This window comes from Enterococcus durans (assembly GCF_002277935.1).
GTDB classification, from domain to species: domain Bacteria; phylum Bacillota; class Bacilli; order Lactobacillales; family Enterococcaceae; genus Enterococcus_B; species Enterococcus_B durans.
Window position 1 is genome coordinate 2,919,348 of sequence record NZ_CP022930.1, and the last position, 22,009, is coordinate 2,941,356.

Consider the following 22,009-nt stretch of genomic DNA (forward strand, 5'->3'; position numbering starts at 1 on the left):
TCTACCCCTCCTTCTTATTTCCTGATCTGATAGATAAATACCTTTAGATAATCTCCTTCTGGAAAGGCGTCGATGGTTTGAAAATCCTGCGGCAAGTGATAGTGCCCTATTTGTTCAAATTTGACATTTGCTGAGATGAATTCTTCTTCGATCATCTCTCTGAATTGCTCAGTACTCACGTTCGCTGCATTTGTTGAAGCTATCAGCTGTCCATTATTTGTCAAAATGTCGAGACTGTCTTTTACTAACTCGCCATAATTTTTTGCCACTCGAAAAACTTTTTTCTTATTTCTAGCAAAACTTGGTGGGTCTAGTACGATTAAATCATAAGTCATCTTTTTTCGTTTTGCGTATTTAAAGTATTCAAATACGTCCATAACAATGATCTTTTGTGCCGCAACATCTAGTCCATTCACTTCGAATTGTTCCTGTGTTTTTTTCAAACTACGCTTCGCTAGATCCACACTCGTTGTTTCTAGAGCACCACCCATCGCTGCAGCAACTGAAAACGCACCTGTATAACTGAACATATTTAAAACCGTTTTTCCTAAAGCTAATCCATCGATCAAAGTACCTCTAACCTCTTTTTGGTCCAAAAAGATGCCTGTCATGAGTCCTTCATTTAGATAAGTTGCGTAACGCACGCCATTTTCTTTGATCACTAAAGGCTCTGGCGCTTCTTTTCCAAAAATAAAGCTACTTTCCGGTAACTCATTGTTTTCGAAGCGGATCTTTTCATAAGCGCCTTCGATTTCTGGATACATTTGTTGAAACGCAGCAACTATTGATTGACGGTAAGTATAAAGAGTCTCATTGTACCAAGAAAAAACAGCAAAGCGATCATAATAATCAATGATCAGTCCGCCAATCCCATCTCCTTCACCGTTAAACAAACGAAAAGCGTTCGTTTGTTCATCCGATAAAAAAGAAGCACGTTTTTCTTTTGATTCTAAAAATTTTCTTTCAAAAAAGGATTGATCGAATGGTTCGTTTTTTCGACTTAAGACCCAACCGATTCCTTTATTCTGTTTTCCTAAATACCCTTTAGCTAAAAAGTTCCCTTGCTGATCGACTAACTCGATCCATTCCGTTGTTTCTCCACAATTTTGGGCTAGATCTTCTTTTTGGATCAGTGGGTATCCTTTTTTTATACGATTTCCAGCTTTTTTCTTTATTTGTACTTTCATGGACTCACCTACTTTAACTTTTTCATTCCTCAGTATACCAAAAATCAGGTCTTCTGTCTTAGTGCTAGCGTTCACAAAACATAAAGAAATCCTTAATCAGGCATGAAAGCGTTTGGTTTCGATTGACACTTATTTTTCATACTAGTAGAATAAAGGGGAATATATAAAATGAGGAATATTAGCTTCACAACACTCAGAACATTTTTGAGTGCGGAAAGGAAGATAGATGTTGAAACGAATAAAAACACCCAACTTTTTGAATAAAAGGCTTGGATTTTTTTCTTTATTAGCTGTTTTATTATGGCTAAAAACAATTTTTGCCTACTTATTTGATTTTCACTTGGGCATAGAAAGCGGGATACAATATTTTATATTGTTCATCAACCCGATTGCTACAACTTTACTGTTATTAGGGATCGCACTATACGTGAGACGGACAAAGGCGTCTTATATCACTATGATGGTCATTTATTTTCTTTTGACCCTCCTCCTTTTCTCTAATGTGACTTATTATCGTGAATTTACCGATTTTATCACGATCAATACGATTTTAGGTGCAGGAAAAGTAGCAAGTGGTTTAGGAGAAAGTGCCATCCGTTTGTTCAGACCTTACGATATCCTTTATTGGATCGATTTTGTGGTCATCGCTGTTTTATTGATCACTAAAAAAATCAAGATGGACCCACAACCTATCCGTGCAAGAATGGCCTTTGCTATTTCCACTTTAGCAGTCATGATTTTTTCTGGTAACCTCTTCTTAGCAGAAGCTGATCGCCCAGAATTACTCACTCGTACATTTTCACGCGACTATCTTGTCAAATATCTAGGTCTGAATGCTTTCATGGTTTATGACGGTGTTCAAACGTACCAAACAAACCAAGTCCGTGCAGAAGCTAGTCCGAATGACATGAAACAGGTAGAAAGCTATGTCAAAGAGCACTACGCTCAACCAAATGAGGATATGTTCGGTATCGCCAAAGGCAGAAATGTCATCTATATCCATTTGGAAAGCTTCCAACAATTTTTACTGGATTATAAGTTAAAAGATGAAAATGGTGTCGAACATGAAGTTACACCATTCCTTAATAGCTTATATCACAGTAATAGCACATTTAGTTTCGATAATTTTTTCCATCAAGTCAAAGCAGGTAAAACAAGTGATGCTGAAACACTGATGGAAAATTCATTATTTGGATTAAATCAAGGTTCCTTGTTTACCCAACTGGGTGGCAAAAATACCTTCCAAGCAGCTCCTGATATTTTGAGTCAGACACAAGGTTATACAAGTGCAGCCTTCCATGGTAACGCTGGTACATTCTGGAATCGGAATGAAACATATAAAAACTTGGGATATGATTATTTCTTTGATGCTTCTTACTATGATGTCAATGATGATAATTCATTCCAATATGGCTTGCATGACAAACCATTTTTCCAACAATCTGTACAATATCTAGAACATCTGCAACAACCGTTCTATTCAAAATTTATTGCCGTATCGAATCACTATCCTTATTCGAAATTCACGAATGATGAAGGTGGGTTCCCGTTAGCTTCGACAAATGATGAAACGATCAATGGCTACTTTGCAACTGCAAATTATCTAGATACAGCTGTTGAGGAATTCTTTAATTATTTGAAAGCAAGCGGTCTTTACGACAATTCAGTGATCGTGTTATATGGTGACCACTATGGTATTTCTAATTCAAGAAATAAATCATTAGCTGAGCTTGTTGGCAAAACAAGTGATACTTGGAGCAATTACGACAATGCCCAAATGCAGCGGGTGCCTTACATGATCCATGTACCAGGACAAACCAATGGTGGTATCAATCATACTTACGGTGGCCAAGTCGATGCACTTCCTACTCTGCTCCACCTTTTAGGGGTAGATACAAAGAATTATATCCAATTGGGACAAGACCTGTTCTCTAAAAATCATGAGCAACTTGTTGCTTTCCGAGATGGCGATTTTGTTACACCTAAATATACGTTCTATGGTGGTACGATATATGATAACAACACAGGTGAAGCAATCACTGAGCCAAGCCAAGAAGTACAAAATGAGATTGATGCACTGAAAGAAAAAGTAAACAAACAATTGGCTGTTTCTGACCAAATCAATAACGGCGATTTACTCCGCTTCTCTACGGACACCGGTTTAAAACCAATCGAAGCTACTGATTTTGATTATAAGAAACAACTTGAACAATTGACCGAAAAAGAAAAAACACTTGGCGATAAATCAACAAGTGTCTTCAGTAAAAACAATAAACAATCAACAAAAGATCTCTACGAAACAAAGACATACCAACAATTACACGGTACAACTTCAACTGAATCATCAGAACCAGCAGAAACAGATAAATAGCACTAAAAGCAAGCTCGATCTATTGGGCTTGCTTTTTTATTATCAAAAAAAGGAATTCGTTATTTCACTATACGAATTTCATAATTTATTCATATTCATTTTTTATAATTGATTAGAGGTGAAAAAAGATGAGAATGATTCGGTATTCAACAGCTCGTTTAGTCTACTATAAAAAACAGACGATATTTTATTGTCTTTTTTCAAGTATTGCTGCCTTTTTATTGATGCTTGCCTGTAACCTTTACCATGTACAAACAACTATCTATAGTCAAGTACAGGAACGTCTCAATTTTTTAGATATTACTGCAGTAAAAGCAAACTTGCCCTCAATCGTTACGATAAGACAATTCTATTTGAAAGTTATTGTCATACTATTGACTATATTTTCTGTGATGTTCATTTTTTTCTTTCAACGATCGCTCCGTCAGGATAGTCAAGAGTTGATCAACTGGCGTTTAGCTGGACTATCTAAAGGAAAAATTTTTCTTTTTATTGCCTGGCAATTGATGTTGCCTCTATTGATTTGTTGTACGGTCTTATTCCTATGGATCGTGCTCTTCCAACGTTCTTACCAAGAAATGATTCAACAAATTAACTTTCTCTGTTTGAAATTCTTTGATATGCCAGATATCCATTCTTTAGCAACTACATCAAAATTAGCTATTCCAATGGATCAACAAACATTTTTTAAGATTGAGTTTGTGAATGATCTTTTCCTTATTGACACATTAAAAGGATTTTACCAAACAGTTCTTATGCTGGCAGGTACCAGTATGACCTTGAGTATTCTCCAATTCTCTATATTTTATCATCGGTTAAAAAAAGGAAGGATGATTTTTTTTGACACCATTTGATCGTACCCTTTCCAACGGTAAACTCACTGCGATACTCTATCAAAAGAGTGACCACAACAATCTTGAGCTTTTGAAGGAACTAAAAAAGCAAGTTTTTCTTACAAGTAAAAATGAACCTCTACTTGTTCAGAAAGATTGGCCATTGTTTCCTTATTTAAAAGTTAAAGATCAAGTACTCTTGAACATTCCCGAAAATAAGCAGTCCCGTTTGATGTTCCAAGAAGAACTAAATGTAGACTCGTTTTTACTAGATCAAGAGCCAGATGATCTTACTCTTTTTGAAAAGATCAAATTACAATTATTACATGCTTTATTAGCAAAAAAACAGCAAATCATTCTAGAAGATTTTTTTGATCTATTAACTGTTGCCGAAACTCAAGAACTGCTCGATTTACTTGAACGTCTAGTCAAAAAACAAAACGTAGCGCTATTACTTCTTACACACGATGAGACGATTGCTCGCAGTCAATACGTAGATTCCTTACAAGATAAATAAAAAGAATGTGGACAAATCTAAAAATCAGTTTTTTCGGAAATTTCAAAAAAACGAACAATACGAAAAACGTATTGTTCGTTTTTTTTTTCTCCAATTTCTCAAACCTAAACAACCTAAATAACTTTTGTCTCGATCTCTTTTTCCATATACTCTAGAGTTCAACATCTGGCAATTTAACTGTAAAGGTTGTTCCTTTCCCTAGTTCACTCTCAACTTCCAATTTACCTTTGTGGAGTCGAACCAATTGCTGAACGATCGGCAAGCCTAATCCAGATTCACCATATTTGGTATTTTTTCTTGACGGGTCTACTTTATAGTAACGATCCCAAATGCTCTTCATCTGCTGTTCTGACATCCCGATACCGGTATCTTGTATTTTGATGATCGTTTCCAGATACCCCTTTTCCAAAGAGATCGTAATCGTTCCATTTTCTGTAAATTGAATCGCATTTTGAATGATATTGACCATGATCTGAACAAAGCGATCATAATCTGCATATATTTCTATATCTGGTTCTGCATTCAATACCAAAGCATCGCCAGCCGCCTCTGCTTTCGCTTCTAATTGTGCAACGATATTTTCCAGCGTTTCTGTTCCATTGAATTTCTTGATGACCATACTGATCTGATTCGTTCGTATTTTTTCATAGTCTAAATTCTCGTTGACCAAGCGAATCAACCGCTCTGTTTCATTTTTCATCAACTTGATGGCATTGTCCCGTTGATTCTCTGGAATTGCATTATATTCTAACCCTTCAAGTAATCCATTAATCGTCGTTAAAGGTGTACGCATTTCATGCGACGCATCTGCCATAAACTGCCTTCTACGATTTTCTTGCTCTTCGATCTCTGCTTGTGACTCTTTTAGAGAATTCGTCATTTTATTGAAATCATCAGCTAGTTCGTCAAATTCGTCTTTATCATGTACAGGTAATTGAACATCAAAATTACCATTCGTCACTTCTTTTGTCGCATTTCTTAAACGATTGATCCGTTTCACCTGAAAAGCTGCAAATCCGTAACTTCCGATAATGGCAATAATACTCGAAAAAATGAATCCTTTGAAAAGATTCAGAGTAACGGAACGTACACTATTATCAATGTTTCTAGCTGGCTGACTAACCACCAATCCGCCATAAAATTCATGGTCTAAGTTAAAAGGAACAAGTGCATAAGAGGTTGCTTGGTTTTGTCCTAAAATATTCTTGTTCGAGGTATATTTTACTTGTCGACCACTTCGCAGATTTTCCCACTGATTCGAATTTATCGAAAAAGCCAATATCGTATTATTTGTTGGATAGATGACTCGCTCATTTTTGTCAATAAAAATAAAATTGACATTTTGTTCAGACAAGACTTGTTCAGTGAAAAAGAGTGCATTTTGAAATGCTTGATCTTGTGTCATCTGCGGAAATGTATCCGAATAAGTTTGCGTCGATTTTTCAACTGACTCTGCATAACCAAACAATTGTTGATAGTTGTTTTCTTCGATCGTTTGTTTCGTCAATTGTGTAAACGAAACCCCTACGATCAAAATAATCAGGACGATCATTCCACAAAAAGCTAATAATTGTTGATAAAGATACCGCATTAGGCAACACCAGAATCATCAAATTTGTAGCCCACGCCCCAAACTGTTTGGATAACTTGCGGCCCTACTTTTTCAATTTTTTGGCGTAATTTTTTGATATGCGCATCAACCGTGCGTTCATCTCCAAAATATTGATAATCCCACACCAATTCCAAAAGTTGTTCCCGTGAAAACACCTGGCGAGGTTTTTTGGCTAACGTAAACAATAAATCAAATTCTTTTGGTGTCAATCCTTCGATTGGTTTTTCATTTAAATAAGCTTCCCGTGTTTTCGTGTTCATTTTAAAATGGTCCGTTTGGATATCAAAATGCTGATCGGAACTCCCAGCTTCATCCTTTGTTTCGACTAATTCACTGCGGCGATGCAATGCCTTCATACGTGCAATCAAAGTCAATGGACTAAAGGGTTTTGTAACATAATCATCTGCCCCCATCTCTAAGCCGATCACTTGATCACTCTCTGAATCCCGTGCTGTCAGCATAATGATAGGTACCGTGCTAGACACTTTTCTGATCTCACGTCCGACAATCATTCCATCCATCGTTGGTAAATTCAAATCTAACGTCACCATATCCCAGTAGTTCGGTTTCTCTAGAAATGCATCTAGCCCCTCTTTACCATCGTATTTGAATGTTGCTTCCCATCCTTCATTCAAAAAAAACATCTGCATCATTTCTGATACGGATTGATTATCTTCGATCATCAAAATATTCATCTTTATTCCTCCCAAGTTCATCATCCATTTTTTGAAGTCTTTTTTCCGTTAATATAAAAATAGGCATGATTGGAAAAACCAACACCAGCATTTCAATTATAAAAAAATTCGTATGTCCCGTAATTTTTAGCCAATAGCCTATAAGCGCCATCAATAAGCCAAAAAGCAAAAAGTATTTACCACTCGTTTTTTGCGCTAAGCGAAAATGTTCTTCTGACTGGACTGCACGTGGTGAATGGTAGCCATAAAACGGGATATTCCCTTTAGAAGGTACAAGTAAAAACAGCATCCCAATGAATGACAATCCGATTCCGACAGTAAAAAAAATCATCCAATCCCCTCCTAAATCTCTCCTTCTAGTATACTCTAAAAGTTGGTTTGAACCAATATATTCAGGAATTCTTCACGAAACGTTTGTCTTTTATTCAAACTTTGTTAAGATAGAGTTAATCCAATAATAAAGGGGTTTTTTGTGTGTCAAATTATCGTGCGATTACTTTTTTCGATCTTGATGGAACCTTATTAGATTCTCGTTCAAAGATCACACCCGAAGTGGCAAACGCTATGGAAGCATTGAAAAAAAATAATGTTTTGCCAGTCATTGCGACGGGTCGAACAGAAGCAGAGATCAAGCATATCATGTCTGATGCCGGTATTACTTCTGCGGTAACGATGAATGGTTCCTACATCAGCGTAGATGGAAAAGAAATCCATTCAGAAAAATTCTCTACCGATGAGTGTCAGAGAATGCTCGATCATGTCACTAGCCAAGGTCACCAGTTATCTTTTTATAATCATCAAAATATTTGGTGTACTGGCCACGATCAAACAATGATCGAAGCGTACGATTTCATTCATTCAACTGTTCCAGAAATCAATCCGTATGCTTTCTTGGATCATCCAATCAACATGTTATTGATCCTGTCAAAATCAGGTGATGAATACTACCATGAACATTTTCCAGAATTGACATTTTATCGAAATGGCCCTTACTCTATCGATACCGTTAAAAAAGGGATTTCTAAAGGTGTTGGTGTCAAACGTCTAAAACAAGAAATGGATTTGGCAGATGTACCGACATTTGGATTTGGCGATGGTCCAAACGACTTTGCTCTACTAGAAGCCTGTGACAATAAAATCGCTATGGGAAATGCGTATGATGGCTTGAAAGAACTTTCGACCTTTATTACAAAGAAAAATACTGAAGGTGGGATCGTCCACGCATTGAAACATTTCGATTTGATTTAGATCAAACAGGAAATGATGCGGTAACTCCTTATGCTAAGAACTGTTGGTGCTTACCGTATCATCTAATGTTTCTGTCTATGGATGAATTAACTCTTTATCCTTGAAAAAAAGAACGATTATGGTATACTATGCTTTGTATGAAAATATACGTAACCCTTGTATCTTTACGGGGACGTTACGGATTCGACAGGCACAGTTCGAGCTTGAATTGCGTTTCGTAGGTTACGTCTACGTTAAAACGTTACAGTTAAATATAACTGCTAAAAACGAAAACAACTCTTACGCTTTAGCTGCCTAAAAACAGTTAGCGTAGATCCTCTCGGCATCGCCCATGTGCTCGAGTAAGGGTCTCAAATTTAGTGGGATACGTTAAACTTTTCCGTCTGTAAAGTTTAAAAGAGATCATCAGACTAGCAATACAGAATGCCTGTCACTCGGCAAGCTGTAAAGCGAAACCTCAAATGAGTTGACTATGAACGTAGATTTTTAAGTGTCGATGTGTTTGGACGCGGGTTCGACTCCCGCCGTCTCCATTGTGAGATTTTGGTAGATTTCGCATAACGCTCAAATCCTTATTAAACAAGGGTTTGAGCGTTTTTTATTTTCACTAAAATTCGTTAAATAATTATAAATGGCATTCAAAATGGCATTCAAAAAATACATTCTTTCATGTTGCATACTTTATATATGCAACTTACTTAACTTTACAAAAAGAACTTTAGTTCGTATACTTTCGTTGAGGTGAAAAACATGACAATCGAGCTAGAGGAACATCTGCTTTGGTTTAAATACGATCCGTCAGAAAAATTTGTCAAAGATTTATATAAAGTCTGGGATACTGAAGTAGTCTTTTTAGCAATTGAAACTAGCCTGCTAGTCAATCTCCATTATTCTAATAAGAACTACTTTAAAATTCCTGCTGCGAAAACGAGAATGAATCTAGATGCCTATTTTTTATTTGATGTAGTAACCAATGTCCCAGATGTTAGAGCAAAACATAAACGATTTGACTATGTAAAGTATACTTTTGTTGATCCAGAAAGGTATAAAGATTAAAATAGGCTACCTAAAAAGGTAGCCCGGAACGGATTTTATCACCATACTTATGAAAGGAGATATTTTTTAAGTTATTATTAAGATTGTGTAATATGATGATATCTATATTTTATAGTATCAGTGCTATAAAATCAAAAATAAGTCACTAATTAACTACCACTCCAATTGTAAGCCTTTTTTCTCGCTTTTTTTCAAAAATATGGTATGCTTTTTAATGGCTTCAAATATAAAAGAGTTTAAAGCGTAACACACTTATGGGGAAGTGGTTTTCGGGGAACGCTTTAAACTCTTCTTTATTATTATCTCACAATTTAACCCAAATGTCTTTCTATTTAAAAATCAAAGTAAAACTTTTCAAATATACAGAAGTATAACTATGTGAAACATCCTTTCATTAATCCATAAAAGAATACATAAAAAAGCCACTCATTTGAGTGGCAATGAAGAAAAGCTTTAGCTTGTATAATACTCTTCAAAAAATTCTAACACAGAACAATTCAATTGGCTACATTAATGTACCCTGTAGGACTCGAACCTACGACCGGACGGTTATGAGCCGTCTGCTCTGACCAACTGAGCTAAGAGTACAGGTTGTTGCCACATAAAGCCATAAACAATCAACCAGTAGAATGTGTGGCAACAAACCTGTTATCGCATATCTTGGAGTGTGACTATTTATGAGTGATAGTGAAGATATGCAATAACATTACTATTTTATCGAATGATTTTTATAGTTTTCAATATAATTATGTACCGCCCCTCAACGAGGGGCTGTTTTTATCGTTGTGGAATATTCAAGTACCATCGTTTATCATGAAAATCTTGTGTTCCGCCTTTAGTGTTCCCTTCTGGATCATTCGTTGCACGCATCATTACATAGACTTTCTTATTAGGAAAATTACGCATGTTGAACGATACATGATAACCAACGTTTCCATAAGTACTATAAGATTGGTTTACATCTGGACGTGAAACGCCATTAGCATTTACTCGTGCTAACTCTTTTCCAGTATTATAGTCCATGATAAAAATGTACTCGTATTTATAGTTAGCAATGTGCCAGCCAGCCACATGCAAGTTTGCGTTTTCGATTTCTCCGAACTGATCAATGTGAGAATGATTCGTTCCATCTGTTAAAGTCGGATTAGCTGCACCAGCTCGTGTTGGATCAATGACAGGCTTGTTTTCAGAAGTTGTTGGATTTTCATCGGTAAATCCATGAGCTAAATCATATGCTAATTTTTCTTTACTTACGCCCATTTCAGAAAGATAACCGTAAGGATCTGTATGATCACCCCAAATATTTTGTGTTACCCATAAATGCGATTTGATTCCTGGTTGGTTATAAGGCGTGTCTAATGTAAGTGGAATACCATATTTCATTGCTGAATCTCTAGCCAATTCAACGTATGCCTTGTAGTTTTTCTCAAACGTTGCTTTATCATGTGTGTGTTGTAACTCAATCTGCACAGGACTGTTAGCATTAGAATACGAACCAGCACCGTACTGTACATAACCAGGTTGACCGACTTGATAAACAATTCCGCCGTCTCCCACAATGTAAGCAGTGTAAGCACTAGTCCATGAACGTTGCATATACTGTGCTTCATTGCGTCCTGTTGCTGTTTCATTAGCCGTTTCATGCAGTAAAATGTACTGATTATTTGCTACTTGAGAGCTACCTTCATTTACACCTAAAGCGAACTCATCGTTGATCGTGTAAGCAAAGGTATTTATCGGCAATAAAAAAAGAGCCGTTAATAGGCTCAATGATAAAATGATTTTCTTCTTCATTTGTTTCCTCCTATTTTTTTGAGTTGTTATATGCAGAAACACCAGTGATAACGCCTAAAAATGTTGCTACTGCATTGATAGTGAGTACTGTCATATCTGTTCCGTTCCATCCATATGCCTTTCCAAGTGTCGCAACCAACACAGAAACAGCTGGCAATACCGTCAATACTGCCCATTTGATTATTTGATAGTATTTGTCTGGTAAAATCATTTTTTCGCTTCCTTTATAGTTTAGTTAGGAAATAGCCAATGATCGTAATGCCTAAGCCAATCATATAGCCCCAAGCCCATTTATTATTGTTTTTCATTTCTTTGATATCTTCTGCGTTGTTTAGCGCTACTGAGTAGGCTTTGTCTGCCAAATCTTTTGCACTATCAGCCTTTTCTCTAAGTGATTCGTAGTTGTCTAATTTTGTTTCAATTCTTACTAGCCTTTCTACAACGTCTTGAAGTGCTTCTTCTTTCATGTTCCACCAACTTTCCAACAAAAAAGCACATCAATTAAGATGCGCTCTTATCTTTATTAATGATTTTATCTGCTTCTTCGTCTGTAATGCATAGTGGAACGAATAGACGAACTTGATCGTCAGTAAAACAGCCCCAATCATACATCATTTTCACATCGCTAAAGCTAAACATACTACTCACCTCCCTTTGAAGCTGGATTTAGTTGCTCTTTAATTTCTGAAATATCTTTGCTATTTTGTAACGAAGCAAGCATCATTTTTGAATTGATTTGTGCTAAACTATCCGCTTTTTCTTTCAATGCAGCATTTTCCTGTTTAATCGCTACATCGTTTAGCATGATTTTGGCATTGAGCTGCTTTAGGTTATCGTTTTCATGTTCCAGAGCCTCGTACATCGCTTTGAGATTGTTTAAATCGTTGTGATCTAGTGCGTTCGCTAACACAATCCATTGATTCAATTTAGGATCAAACATCTGATCAGCAATCGTTAGCGGTTCGCCATCAGCACGAATTCCTTCAAGCGGCGGCTGATCCGTGTAAGGAACGGATACAAGCATGTCGTCCAATACTTTTCCTGCGTACTCTCCGCCAGTACGTCCATATTGCCAAATTGTTTTCATAGTTATTCCTCCCCGACCCAGTAAACACCATTGAATGTAAACCACTCGTTGATGGCAAATTCACTATTGGTCATTATCGATTTAAAGCCTTGTCTTACGTATATCATTTTTGCGCTATTGGAAGTACCGGATGCTCCGATTATCATTCCATTAACTCCTCTTGCAATAAATTCTTCGGGGACTTCATCATCAAGTGGTACACCAAAGGCATAAGCTTTTTTGAACTTTACTGTTCCATTAACGATTACTATTTTCCCATGTTTGATGAATGTAGCGTAGCCATCAATGAAGGATTTGCTGTTCGATGCATCTAGCGTGTATACAACATGTTCATTCTCACCAACTACACGATCACCAGCTATTTGAATACCATCAGAAAAATTTTTTAGCCCTAAAACAGTTTGTGGTTCAGTCAGACTGACCGTATTGTTCAAGCTTTTTTCAGCATATTCTGGTGTGATATCCCAGCTGTAATCATTTGGATTGTCGCTGTCTTTCAATCCTTCGCCGAAGTATTTAAACTGACTGATATTTGGTGTACGTGTAGCGCCTTTTTCGATTTTGAGCCAATTAATAGTACATGCTCCAACTGTTGCGCCAGGCTGTTGAAGTATTTGGAGCAAGTTCGGATGGTCTTGGCTAACTTTTGAGGTAGTAAATGTTAGAGACCACGTGTTTACGAGACCTTCAACTGGTTCCAAGCCCCCGTAATTATAATCTTCAACAGCTTGCCCATACACTCTGAACGCTTGTGTAGATGGTTTGGTCCCTTCTAACGTTATTGTGTAAGTATTACCCACAACAAATGGTTCTTGCATTTTAGCTGAGTAGAGGGTATATTTACTCGAACTGATTGGAAACTGTACAGCTGTATTCGCAATGTTTTCTTGCAGGGGTACTTTACTCAAATAGTATGGAGCATCGAGAAAATCTGATAAAGACGATCCTTTTCCACCAAAATCAATACTATTAGAGTACATCCTTTTCAGCTGACCGAGATCGCCGATTTGTTGATTCGTTTGATCAATACGATCATTGGCTTTATCGATATTCGTATTGAGAGTTGCGACATCTTGATTGGCTTTCGTGATTTTGTCGTTTGCGTCTTTTAATTTCGCATCAATCTGCGTTTCAGATTCCGCAATTTTCTGTTCAATCTCTTGCTTTCCATCAGCTAGAATTTTTTCGATTTTATCGATTGTCTGGCTAAAACCATTAAAATAATAATCTTCTAGTTCTGGCGTACTATCATCGATTGGACTGCGTTTGATGTAAAAAGTAAAACGACCAGCTGTATCTAACGAGCGGTCGCCTGGGAAATCAATATATACGCTACCTTCGACAAGTCCAACATAACCTAAAATGTTGTCTTCTAGCACGATAGACACAATACCGTTCACGCGATCTTCGATGGTGGCGAGATAGTCATGTTTTCCATATCCCCCTTCTGCTGTTGCAGACCGAAACATCAATCGAATTGGAACAGTCGTTCCTTCTGGTAAGCTTTGAGTTATTTCATTTTTTCGAACGAGTTGCATTCGAAGCTTAGCTGTTCCTCGATCATGCGACCAAAAGACAACACCTGTATTATTGGGATTAGTTGCTTCTGCTTGAATCACAATGATCGATTCATTAATTTTATACACCATTAAGCCAACACCGTACCTTTCGTGATAACTAGCCCATAACTAGAAATTTTAGTTGGGGTAGTTGCAAAAGAAGTTGATACAGTTCCTCTGACGGTGCCATTCTCACACAAGATTCCTACGTCATTTCCTGAACCAAAAGCACTGACAAAAATTTCACCCATCAATACAGCGTAAATTGCCACTTTCTGGTTAATAAACGTCGTGTCTCCGTACATATTAATCTTTGATGTTCCGCCTACATAAACGGCATTATATCTTGCAAGTGATTTTGTATTCTCTGAGAATTTACACTTGTTAATTGCCATGTAGCCGCTCTGCTCATTTCTGATTCCATAGTCTGCTCCGTTTGCTGTATCCACAATTTGCATTCCAGCAACTTGACAATAACCTTTGCAAGCAGTGAAACAAATGGATCGAACTTTGACAGGTAAATCTGTTTTTGAGGGATCAACAGCATTGAAATTATCTATGGGACGAATCAAAAAGGATGTAAAATTTAGATTCTGAATCATCACATCCTCCAAGTAAACTCCGCTATCAATCCAAACCGTAATAGAACCTGTTGTAATCAGAGGAATATTATTGACTGCTGTTTGGATGGTAAGAAATGGCTTTTCTTCTGATCCATCACCAGAAATATCGCTACCGTTTTTTGAAACGTACATATTTATTGGCTCACTATACCCACCAATAATCTGTTGGACAGACTTGTTCAATTGTTGAACTTGCTCTTTTTGACTATCCATGTTTGTATTCAGTTCACTAATTTGTTCGTCTGACAGGTTTTCATGTTCTAATAATCGGCCGTGCAATGTATCAAAGTTTTCTCCTTTGTTATTAACACGTGCATCCACTACTTCATTAGGAGAATCACCGCCTGAATGAAGCACGAGATTATCAATTCGACTGTTCGTTGATTTGTCTTGATCAGATAGTTTCTTTTCAAGGCTGTTTAGGTAGTCAATGTTTTTATTAAATTTCTCTTTCCATTCCGTAGAGATACGGTTACTGATTAATTTTAATAACCCCATCAAATCACTCCTTTCTTCGCCATTTCAGCGAGTATCGACGTCATTGTTTTCTTTGTGTTGCTCAATGTGATTTCTGGTGGCTTATTTGGTATCGCTGGATACGTCTTGATTCCTACCACTTGAATATAGGTATTGACACCTAACGGCTCATAGACAAACGCCACGTAATCGCCCTTATTAGGCTCTACACGCCATTTCATAGTAACTGTGCCAGTGATTGTTGGATAGTCTTGCAAGTCTGTCTTTAACCGCTCGAGCATGTTCCCTGAAACGGTGTAACGATCATCACTGACTGGACTTTGAACACGTATACCCCATTTTTCCGACTGCTTACTTGTATATGTGATTGGCGTGAAGTAGTAAGTGTCGTCTTCTTTTTTCTTGCCAAATCCTTTTATCTGTGTTTTCAAATTCAAAGTATCAATATCAAATTTCACGGAATCGGTATTGTATTTGTAGCGTATTTGTTCTTCGGTTTTTTTACCATATTCTGAACGAGGGAAGAAAGTAAGGTTTTTGTTGTCCGGAATCACTATCGCATCATAGTCTTTCAAAATTTCTTCAACCAGTTTCAAATAGTTCCCATTCCCGAAGTTTTCTTGTTCAACTGGCAAAAACTTCTTGTTCGGATCTACAACATTCCATGTAAATCCACGGTTATCAGGTTTGAAAACATGCGCTAGCAGTTGGTTGATAGAGCGTGTTCCTGTGATTGTGTCGTACTGAAAGCCATCTTGCATGGTGTAGTAAATGTGCGTGGCTGTAACTGTTTTTGTGATTGCTGCCCCTTCGGCAGAAACGCCCATTTGTTTTACGATAAACTCTTGTCCATTGAAAAATACTGAATTTTCGTAATCGACTAAATCAAAAGCCAATTCATTGAATTTTGTTTTGACAATAGTGAACGAAATTTCCCACGTTTCGTTCTCTTGCCAATTTTCAGTAAATGTACTTTTATCGTAGTCAGTCAATATTTCTTTTTTTGTTTTCTCGTAGTCTTGGATAAAAATATCTTTCAAATTCCCACCTACTTATACAAAAAAATGAAGTCCCATTTTGACTCCACTCTAGTAACATTTTGTATTTCAATTTCATTCGTTCCAACCGCTAACGTTATCAAACCTAAATTCGTGTCAATTCCGCAATTTACACCGTTCAACTTCGGATAAACACGGTCTAAAGTCAAAGTTTGGCCTAGCAACGTAGAAAACTCCGGATAGTAGATGAATCGTTCCCCTGTCGTTTTGTTGAAAATAGTCACGTTGCCTTCTGATTCACCTTCCAAAGTGATTTTTAGAGCATGTTCACGTGGATCAATAGCAAAATCGCCAGCATTATAAATGATAAAATTACTGGTTCGGTGCGTATACTTATAATCTTCCGCAACTAGACCTTGTGAAAATTGCCATTCATTAGACAGTAAAAAATCCGATAACGTGGAAGCCATCGATTCGGAACAACCTCTAAAAACAGTGAAAGTCGCCTTGTAAGTTGCGTATCTTAGACCAACTTCATTCACTTCTACTGAGTTAGGACGGACAAAGTATTTTTTGCCCGGTTCTCTATCTGTAAAAACATAATATCCTTCGTCATCGAATAGAAACGCATATAATTCAGTTTCTTTTAGTTGATAGTCATACATATTTTTGAATTCAGCATAAAATTCCACTTCGATAGTGAACGATTTGAAACTTTTTTCGACTTCTCTCGAACCGTTTGACCCTGAAAATTCTTGGTATTCTACATTTAGTTGTGGTGCTTTTCGTGCAAAAGAAATACACTCTATGCCCAATTTTTCTTTTAGAGATACTATCTCTTGATTTTTTATGAAGCGAAAATCGATTAAATAGCCATTCACTTTATCCCTCCTAACCTCTTGTATATAGCGAACGTTTAAACTGGTTACCTAAGTATCCATTTGTATTGTCTGCAATTGGTTTACCATCAAGTTTGACACTTGTGTCTTTTGCTAAAAGTTTAGATAGCAAGTTATTCTGCTGAATCATCAGTGAAACTAATGTTTCTAACGTTCCGCTCGAATCGCTACTATTATTTACGCTTTTTGGCTTTACTCCTAACTTATCTTGAGCAATCGCAAGCAACTGCATCGCTCTTGATCGTTTAGCCTTATCTAACGGAATAATAATTTCTGGCTTGTTTCCTTCTGCGATTTCCGCAATTTGATGTTGGTTTACAATTCCACCGTTTGCGTAACCGTGTCCACGCCCAATCACTCCTAACATTCCCGAACCATAGCGTTTCTTAGCGTAGTTGATAGCTGCTAAGATATTATCGAAACCGCTCATTATATTGCCGTATCCTGGAAAAGCATTCGCAGCAAATGTTCCCGGTTTTGTTTGGAGCAATCCAGTAGCATTACCGTCTGCTAAGCCGTCATTTCCACCAATGGCAAGCGGATTGCCACCTGATTCTGTTTGGATTTGTCGCATCCACGCATCAACATAAGCGGATGAGGTTGGTAAGTTATTCATTTTCAAAGCACGTTTTACGTATGGCCGCCAGCGTTCTACGCCACTTCCACCAACGCTATCGCCACCGCTAACAAGTCCGCCCTGCGGATCTCTTACACCGTTTAAATGCACGTGGTCGTAGTGGTCGCCATCAGGCCATGTCCGCCAATCATCATGCACACCTGTACCTGATTGTCCTGAACGGTCACGAACCTTACCATTTGTGATAACATAGCCGATTTTGTTTGCAAACTTCTCAAATGCGTAATTGGCTGCTTCTGTGTATCTAGGGGAACCATTCACGACTCCCGGTAGCGCAATATCAATTGCATTGTGCTTTCCGTGTGAGTATGGATCGCCTTCACGATAACCTGAGGTTACTTGAAAGCCCGGGAATTTCTTCATTACTGCAACTGCAACGTCCGCCAAGTATTTGTAAACGCCTTGCATGCCCATTGAAGTGTCTAAACTGCCACTGCTGAATAGTTCTGTGATTTTGTTCGTCAATGCTTCGGTAGCCTTGCTTAGAATACCTTTACCAACATCTAAAGGATATTTGACAAGCCCTTCCAGTACGCCAAGACCATTTAACACTTTCCTAGCCAACGCTCCCGGGTCTGTTACAAAATCCCATACATCGCCGACTACATCTTTCAGCTTGTTTCCAACATCTCCAGCAAATCCTTTGACGTTGTTCCATAGATTTCCGAAAAAGCCTGTACCTTTGGCGTATCTATATCTTGGTGCTTTGTTTCCAGTCATATAAGCTGTTTCTTCAGCTGTTAGAACGTGTGTGCCTTTTTGGGCATTCAATACTACGTTACGTCCTTTAGGTATGAATGCTCTACCATCTGGTGTGATAACTGTTTCTGCTCCACGTCCATCATTAACCATCATTGGTCCATTAATTGGGTGTCCACCGGCTGGTGTACCTTTTGCGTATTGTGGTACTTCCCATTCTTTTAGCGGTTCTCCGCCTAACTTCTCAAGCACCCATGACGCACCCTTAATGATACCATTTACTGGTTTCCCAATGGCTCTCAGTGCAGCATTGAAAACTTCTTTAAATGCTGCTACTACTGGATTTTTGCCGTTTCTGATAGCTTCCACCATTTTCTGTGGAATTTTTGTAAAGATATCAAAAATGAATGTTGGTAGACCAAGCATTATACCTGTGGCTGTATCCCAAATTGCTTGGAACACCTTTTTATTTTCTTCAAAGAACTTCCAAATAGTTGCTAGAATTTTACCTAGGAACGTGTTTTTGATATTTTGCCATATTGCATTACCAATACGCTCATACATGTTCTTTATTTCTTCCCAAGCTGTAGACCAGTCACCTTTGAAAATATCACTCCAAATCTTGATTGTACTAGAAATAATAATCATAGCTGTTTCTATTGCTGCCATGATGAGCCCAAGTTTTAATTTCAGTGTTTCCCATAGTATAGTGAATGCCTCAATAATAACATTACTATTGTGTTTTCCTGATCCACCAAACCTGTCTAGTGCCCCAGTAATGACTGATAAGTCACCTGTGATACGACTGAGCCATCCAGAGAACTGTTGGAACAGAGGTAATAAATCAGGTGCAATCTTGTCATCCCAAATCTTAACTAAATCTTTCCAGGATTGAATCATTTTATCCAAGCCATCTTCAAGAAGTTTTATTATTACCTCTTTCACAGAATCAAAAGCAGTCTTAATATTTTCTTTCGCTGTTTCCAGTGCTTCTATGTCTTCTTGACTCATTCCTAATGAACGTAGTAATGAGTATCCTTGCATTTGGGTGGCTTCATCACCAGTAAACAGTTGCCAGAAACCTTTAATATACTGAGTTAATACTTCACCTTTCTCCTTAACCTGTGTGATGAAGTCATCTAGCGCCCAGATACTTTCCCAACTGAACCCCATCATGTTTAAAATGTGTTGGTCACTTACTGTGTCCTGTCCAGACCACAGTTTACCAATAACATCTTTTAAATTTGAGATGAATGTACCAATATAAGAGAAAAAGAAATCTAGTGTTTTCATAGCATTAGGCAATGTATTATTAAAGAAATTCTCAATCGGTTGTGTCATCCCACCAGTGAACTCTTGTGCCCAGATGGCTATTGAGTTGACAGTTCCTTTCACCCCATTAGTGAAGGCTTCCCATGCTGTAGTATTAGACATGGTGTTATTAAGTTCTTCTGCACTACTCTTAGTTTCACCAAAGGAAGTACTAGCACCTGCCATAGCTTTGATAACTTTAAGTGAATTATCTTCACCTAGAGCAGACCATACTGTACCTGCTCTGTTTAGGGCGTCATATCCACCTTCCATATTCGCAAAGTCATTCATCATACCCTTGACTACTTCACCCTGAGTCGCTTTGCCGTTTTTCCACTCATTAAATAAGTTCCTTGTTGATTCGCTGAACATGTCTGCGTTTTCTTCAAAACGTCCGTCTGTTAAGGATATACCCATTTCTTTGATTAAATCATTTACTTTGTCTAAGTTATATGCTCCACCATCTAACCCAGCTTCAAGTAAACTAAATGTCTCATCTGCTGTAAATCCCATTTGACCAAACAGTTGCGAGTACTCAGCCATATTATCTGCTAATTCATTTGATTGATTCAATCCATTTTGTGCACCTGCAGTTAGTAAGTCAAACGCTTCTTCAGCACTGATCCCAAAGTTTTCCATCATACGTGACGCACCACGCATGGTCTCATTTACATCTGTATCAAATGTTTTACTGAATGAAATAGCGTATTTGGTTAATTGTTTCAATCCTTCTGGCGTAACTTTTTTACCAGCTGTTTGGTAGACTTGTGTGATAGCCTCTTGAGCTTCTTCCAAGGTATCTACCATTCCTGATTTTACTAACTCATTCGCAAAAGTTAGGAATTGTTTAGATTCACCTTTCGTGATTCCCATTTTACCCTGAAAAGTATTTGAGGCTTCTACTACTTCATTAAATGATTCTTTCAATGCGTCTGCAGCGGCAATCGCCATATCCAGTGCTTTTGTAGATATAGAAACAGCTAACCCTGTAGCCAATGCACTAAATTCTTTAGTAGCACTCTTGAAACCATCTTCTGCTTTATTACCTTGTTTACCAGCTTCTTCTAGTGAGTCTCCCGCTTTATCTACTTTATCATCTACATTAGAGGCTTCTCTTTTCAACTCAGATAGTGCGTTAGTTACCCCTTCTAATTGTCTACTGGATATTTGGCTTTGTCGTTCTAACTTTTCTAGTGCCCTTTTTGCATCTTCGGTTTCATTTGCTGAATCGCCAAACTCATCAGCCATAAGTTTCACAACTTTGCGCTGTTCTTCGATAGCTTTCTCGGATAATTCCGTTTGTTTGGCAAGCCCTTTTTGTTTTGCTTCAAACGCACCAGATTCATCACCAGCGGCTTTCAACGCTTTGACTTCGGCGTTCATTTGCCGTTCATTTTCTTTGATTTCATTAGATAAATCATTGACGGCTGTTTTGGAATACACCAATTCTTTTTTTGTGTCGTTCAACTGGCGACTGTAAGCATTATATTTTGCGGTAGCATTGTTTATCTGTGTGTTAAGGTTAGCAACTTGTTTCGATTCCTCGCCATACTTGCTAATCGCTTCATCACGGCGCTTTGTTAATTCTCTTACTTTGGCGTTTTGCCCTTCCATAACCGTAGACAAGTCTTTCGTCTTTTGACTAAGTGCTTCGTATGAACGTCCTGCCGAATCATAAGCCTTTAGATTGGCACGCATATTCGATTCTGCTTGTTTGACTTTCGCATTGATTTCGTCCAGCGTGTTACCAAAATTAGTGCTATCTAAACTAATCCCTAGCTTGATATTTCCTGCCGGTTGTCCTTTTCCTGCCATTATTTACCTCCTTCCTCAAGTTTTACCAAGTCTTCAGCCGATAAAAATTGTTTGATGAAATCAGCACCATCTACATATTCTTCGCCACTCTCCACTTCTCCAAAAAGGTGTAACAAATAATGATAGTCGGCTTCGTCCACATCTCTCATCGTCCAACCTGCTTCGATTAAATCTTTGTAGATTTGATCCATTGCTTTCCTGGCTTCAGAAAAACTTATCTCTTTTTGCTCGCCGTCTGCTTTTTTTCATTGTTTCCCAGTTCATTGATTTGTTCAAAAACACTTTCTAATGCCGGTACTAACTCGCTCGCAGTCAAACCATCTAAAATAGCATCAAATGTAACTGCTGGATCTTGGAAAATATCTGCTGTAATTGCAATCATTGAATCAATTGCTTCTAAATCAGTTAGGTCTGCTTTTTCCGCTTTCTCGTAAAATTTGATACACTCACGCATTGCACGTGCGGAAATATCTTGTTGTTTGAATGTTTTTTTCTTTCCGTCAAGTTTTAATTGCAATTCAATCATTTGTTTTCCTCCTTGTTTTTACAAAAAATAAGGCTAGCCAAAAATGGCTAACCTTGTGTATCAAT

At 37.7% G+C, this 22,009-nt stretch carries 21 protein-coding genes, 1 tRNA gene and 1 other RNA gene; 6 read left to right on the forward strand and 17 right to left on the reverse strand.

Annotated elements, in window-relative coordinates:
• Positions 1–14 precede the first annotated feature (14 nt).
• On the reverse strand, positions 15–1,187 hold the full coding sequence (locus tag CJZ72_RS13860) for a class I SAM-dependent rRNA methyltransferase (protein WP_081135721.1): 1,173 nt from the start codon (positions 1,185–1,187) through the stop codon (positions 15–17).
• Positions 1,188–1,416: 229 nt separating this feature from the next.
• Between CJZ72_RS13860 and CJZ72_RS13865 the strand changes: the two genes are divergently transcribed.
• From CJZ72_RS13865 to CJZ72_RS13875, 3 genes are all read left to right on the forward strand, one after another.
• Positions 1,417–3,558, forward strand: coding sequence for an LTA synthase family protein (locus CJZ72_RS13865; protein WP_081135741.1), 2,142 nt, complete (start codon positions 1,417–1,419; stop codon positions 3,556–3,558).
• Positions 3,559–3,686: 128 nt separating this feature from the next.
• Positions 3,687–4,412 (forward strand): hypothetical protein, encoded by a 726-nt coding sequence (locus CJZ72_RS13870; protein WP_081135719.1) that lies wholly within the window; start codon positions 3,687–3,689, stop codon positions 4,410–4,412.
• Positions 4,399–4,908 (forward strand): hypothetical protein, encoded by a 510-nt coding sequence (locus CJZ72_RS13875; RefSeq protein WP_081135716.1) that lies wholly within the window; start codon positions 4,399–4,401, stop codon positions 4,906–4,908. Before CJZ72_RS13870 ends, CJZ72_RS13875 begins: the two co-directional genes overlap by 14 nt.
• Before the next feature lie 151 nt (positions 4,909–5,059).
• Here the strand turns inward: CJZ72_RS13875 and CJZ72_RS13880 are convergent, their stop codons facing one another.
• From CJZ72_RS13880 to CJZ72_RS13890, 3 genes are read right to left on the reverse strand one after another with little or no spacing between them, the layout of a single operon-like run.
• Complete coding sequence (locus tag CJZ72_RS13880) at positions 5,060–6,499, reverse strand: sensor histidine kinase (RefSeq protein ID WP_005876860.1); 1,440 nt, start codon at positions 6,497–6,499, stop codon at positions 5,060–5,062.
• Positions 6,499–7,215, reverse strand: coding sequence for a response regulator transcription factor (locus tag CJZ72_RS13885; RefSeq protein ID WP_005876858.1), 717 nt, complete (start codon positions 7,213–7,215; stop codon positions 6,499–6,501). Before CJZ72_RS13885 ends, CJZ72_RS13880 begins: the two co-directional genes overlap by 1 nt.
• Positions 7,190–7,546, reverse strand: coding sequence for an SdpI family protein (locus CJZ72_RS13890; RefSeq protein ID WP_005876856.1), 357 nt, complete (start codon positions 7,544–7,546; stop codon positions 7,190–7,192). Before CJZ72_RS13890 ends, CJZ72_RS13885 begins: the two co-directional genes overlap by 26 nt.
• Positions 7,547–7,689: 143 nt before the next feature.
• On the opposite strand from CJZ72_RS13890, the gene CJZ72_RS13895 reads away from it, so the two are divergent.
• The 3 genes from CJZ72_RS13895 to CJZ72_RS13905 all read left to right on the forward strand — a co-directional run bounded on the left by CJZ72_RS13895 (position 7,690) and on the right by CJZ72_RS13905 (position 9,519).
• Positions 7,690–8,463: a Cof-type HAD-IIB family hydrolase gene (locus tag CJZ72_RS13895; RefSeq protein ID WP_081135714.1), complete on the forward strand. Its 774-nt coding sequence runs from the start codon at positions 7,690–7,692 to the stop codon at positions 8,461–8,463.
• Positions 8,464–8,631: 168 nt separating this feature from the next.
• Positions 8,632–8,999, forward strand: a transfer-messenger RNA (tmRNA) gene (gene ssrA, locus CJZ72_RS13900).
• Positions 9,000–9,213: 214 nt separating this feature from the next.
• Positions 9,214–9,519: a DUF5960 family protein gene (locus CJZ72_RS13905; protein WP_095443989.1), complete on the forward strand. Its 306-nt coding sequence runs from the start codon at positions 9,214–9,216 to the stop codon at positions 9,517–9,519.
• Positions 9,520–10,033: 514 nt separating this feature from the next.
• On the opposite strand, the gene CJZ72_RS13910 is transcribed toward CJZ72_RS13905, so the two are convergent.
• The 13 genes from CJZ72_RS13910 to gpG all read right to left on the reverse strand — a co-directional run bounded on the left by CJZ72_RS13910 (position 10,034) and on the right by gpG (position 21,944).
• Positions 10,034–10,107, reverse strand: a tRNA-Ile gene (locus CJZ72_RS13910).
• 189 nt (positions 10,108–10,296) lie between these two features.
• Entirely contained in the window at positions 10,297–11,313 is a 1,017-nt protein-coding gene (locus CJZ72_RS13915; protein ID WP_095443990.1) for a peptidoglycan recognition protein family protein, read from the reverse strand.
• 10 nt (positions 11,314–11,323) lie between these two features.
• Entirely contained in the window at positions 11,324–11,524 is a 201-nt protein-coding gene (locus tag CJZ72_RS13920) for a phage holin (protein ID WP_095443991.1), read from the reverse strand.
• A gap of 13 nt (positions 11,525–11,537) precedes the next feature.
• Positions 11,538–11,780, reverse strand: a complete 243-nt coding sequence (locus CJZ72_RS13925) for a hemolysin XhlA family protein (RefSeq protein WP_002312831.1) — start codon at positions 11,778–11,780, stop codon at positions 11,538–11,540.
• Positions 11,781–11,814: 34 nt separating this feature from the next.
• The gene (locus CJZ72_RS13930) at positions 11,815–11,952 is read right to left on the reverse strand and encodes an XkdX family protein (RefSeq protein WP_002327992.1); all 138 of its coding nucleotides are present in this window, start codon (positions 11,950–11,952) and stop codon (positions 11,815–11,817) included.
• Between the two features lies 1 nt (position 11,953).
• Complete coding sequence (locus CJZ72_RS13935) at positions 11,954–12,400, reverse strand: hypothetical protein (protein ID WP_095443992.1); 447 nt, start codon at positions 12,398–12,400, stop codon at positions 11,954–11,956.
• 2 nt (positions 12,401–12,402) lie between these two features.
• On the reverse strand, positions 12,403–14,049 hold the full coding sequence (locus tag CJZ72_RS13940; RefSeq protein ID WP_095443993.1) for a BppU family phage baseplate upper protein: 1,647 nt from the start codon (positions 14,047–14,049) through the stop codon (positions 12,403–12,405).
• Positions 14,049–15,080 (reverse strand): hypothetical protein, encoded by a 1,032-nt coding sequence (locus CJZ72_RS13945; protein WP_095443994.1) that lies wholly within the window; start codon positions 15,078–15,080, stop codon positions 14,049–14,051. The genes CJZ72_RS13940 and CJZ72_RS13945 overlap by 1 nt, the downstream gene beginning before the upstream one ends.
• The gene (locus CJZ72_RS13950) at positions 15,080–16,099 is read right to left on the reverse strand and encodes a phage tail protein (protein WP_095443995.1); all 1,020 of its coding nucleotides are present in this window, start codon (positions 16,097–16,099) and stop codon (positions 15,080–15,082) included. The genes CJZ72_RS13945 and CJZ72_RS13950 overlap by 1 nt, the downstream gene beginning before the upstream one ends.
• A gap of 8 nt (positions 16,100–16,107) precedes the next feature.
• Complete coding sequence (locus CJZ72_RS13955) at positions 16,108–16,938, reverse strand: phage tail family protein (RefSeq protein ID WP_095443996.1); 831 nt, start codon at positions 16,936–16,938, stop codon at positions 16,108–16,110.
• 10 nt (positions 16,939–16,948) lie between these two features.
• Positions 16,949–21,418 (reverse strand): phage tail tape measure protein, encoded by a 4,470-nt coding sequence (locus CJZ72_RS13960; RefSeq protein ID WP_095443997.1) that lies wholly within the window; start codon positions 21,416–21,418, stop codon positions 16,949–16,951.
• Positions 21,418–21,609, reverse strand: coding sequence for a hypothetical protein (locus CJZ72_RS13965; protein WP_002290636.1), 192 nt, complete (start codon positions 21,607–21,609; stop codon positions 21,418–21,420). The genes CJZ72_RS13960 and CJZ72_RS13965 overlap by 1 nt, the downstream gene beginning before the upstream one ends.
• Positions 21,610–21,632: 23 nt before the next feature.
• Entirely contained in the window at positions 21,633–21,944 is a 312-nt protein-coding gene (gene gpG, locus CJZ72_RS13970) for a phage tail assembly chaperone G (protein WP_002290638.1), read from the reverse strand.
• Positions 21,945–22,009 lie beyond the last annotated feature (65 nt).

What these genes read in the sequence shown, in the direction of transcription:
- CJZ72_RS13860 (WP_081135721.1), bottom strand. Translation starts at nt 1,187, where the DNA reads ATGAAAGTACAAATAAAGAAAAAAGCTGGAAATCGTATAAAAAAAGGA.
- CJZ72_RS13870 (WP_081135719.1), top strand. Translation starts at nt 3,687, where the DNA reads ATGAGAATGATTCGGTATTCAACAGCTCGTTTAGTCTACTATAAAAAA.
- CJZ72_RS13880 (WP_005876860.1), bottom strand. Translation starts at nt 6,499, where the DNA reads ATGCGGTATCTTTATCAACAATTATTAGCTTTTTGTGGAATGATCGTC.
- CJZ72_RS13885 (WP_005876858.1), bottom strand. Translation starts at nt 7,215, where the DNA reads ATGAATATTTTGATGATCGAAGATAATCAATCCGTATCAGAAATGATG.
- CJZ72_RS13890 (WP_005876856.1), bottom strand. Translation starts at nt 7,546, where the DNA reads ATGATTTTTTTTACTGTCGGAATCGGATTGTCATTCATTGGGATGCTG.
- CJZ72_RS13905 (WP_095443989.1), top strand. Translation starts at nt 9,214, where the DNA reads ATGACAATCGAGCTAGAGGAACATCTGCTTTGGTTTAAATACGATCCG.
- CJZ72_RS13915 (WP_095443990.1), bottom strand. Translation starts at nt 11,313, where the DNA reads ATGAAGAAGAAAATCATTTTATCATTGAGCCTATTAACGGCTCTTTTT.
- CJZ72_RS13920 (WP_095443991.1), bottom strand. Translation starts at nt 11,524, where the DNA reads ATGATTTTACCAGACAAATACTATCAAATAATCAAATGGGCAGTATTG.
- CJZ72_RS13925 (WP_002312831.1), bottom strand. Translation starts at nt 11,780, where the DNA reads ATGAAAGAAGAAGCACTTCAAGACGTTGTAGAAAGGCTAGTAAGAATT.
- CJZ72_RS13930 (WP_002327992.1), bottom strand. Translation starts at nt 11,952, where the DNA reads ATGTTTAGCTTTAGCGATGTGAAAATGATGTATGATTGGGGCTGTTTT.
- CJZ72_RS13935 (WP_095443992.1), bottom strand. Translation starts at nt 12,400, where the DNA reads ATGAAAACAATTTGGCAATATGGACGTACTGGCGGAGAGTACGCAGGA.
- CJZ72_RS13940 (WP_095443993.1), bottom strand. Translation starts at nt 14,049, where the DNA reads ATGGTGTATAAAATTAATGAATCGATCATTGTGATTCAAGCAGAAGCA.
- CJZ72_RS13945 (WP_095443994.1), bottom strand. Translation starts at nt 15,080, where the DNA reads ATGGGGTTATTAAAATTAATCAGTAACCGTATCTCTACGGAATGGAAA.
- CJZ72_RS13960 (WP_095443997.1), bottom strand. Translation starts at nt 21,418, where the DNA reads ATGGCAGGAAAAGGACAACCGGCAGGAAATATCAAGCTAGGGATTAGT.
- CJZ72_RS13965 (WP_002290636.1), bottom strand. Translation starts at nt 21,609, where the DNA reads ATGGATCAAATCTACAAAGATTTAATCGAAGCAGGTTGGACGATGAGA.
- gpG (WP_002290638.1), bottom strand. Translation starts at nt 21,944, where the DNA reads ATGATTGAATTGCAATTAAAACTTGACGGAAAGAAAAAAACATTCAAA.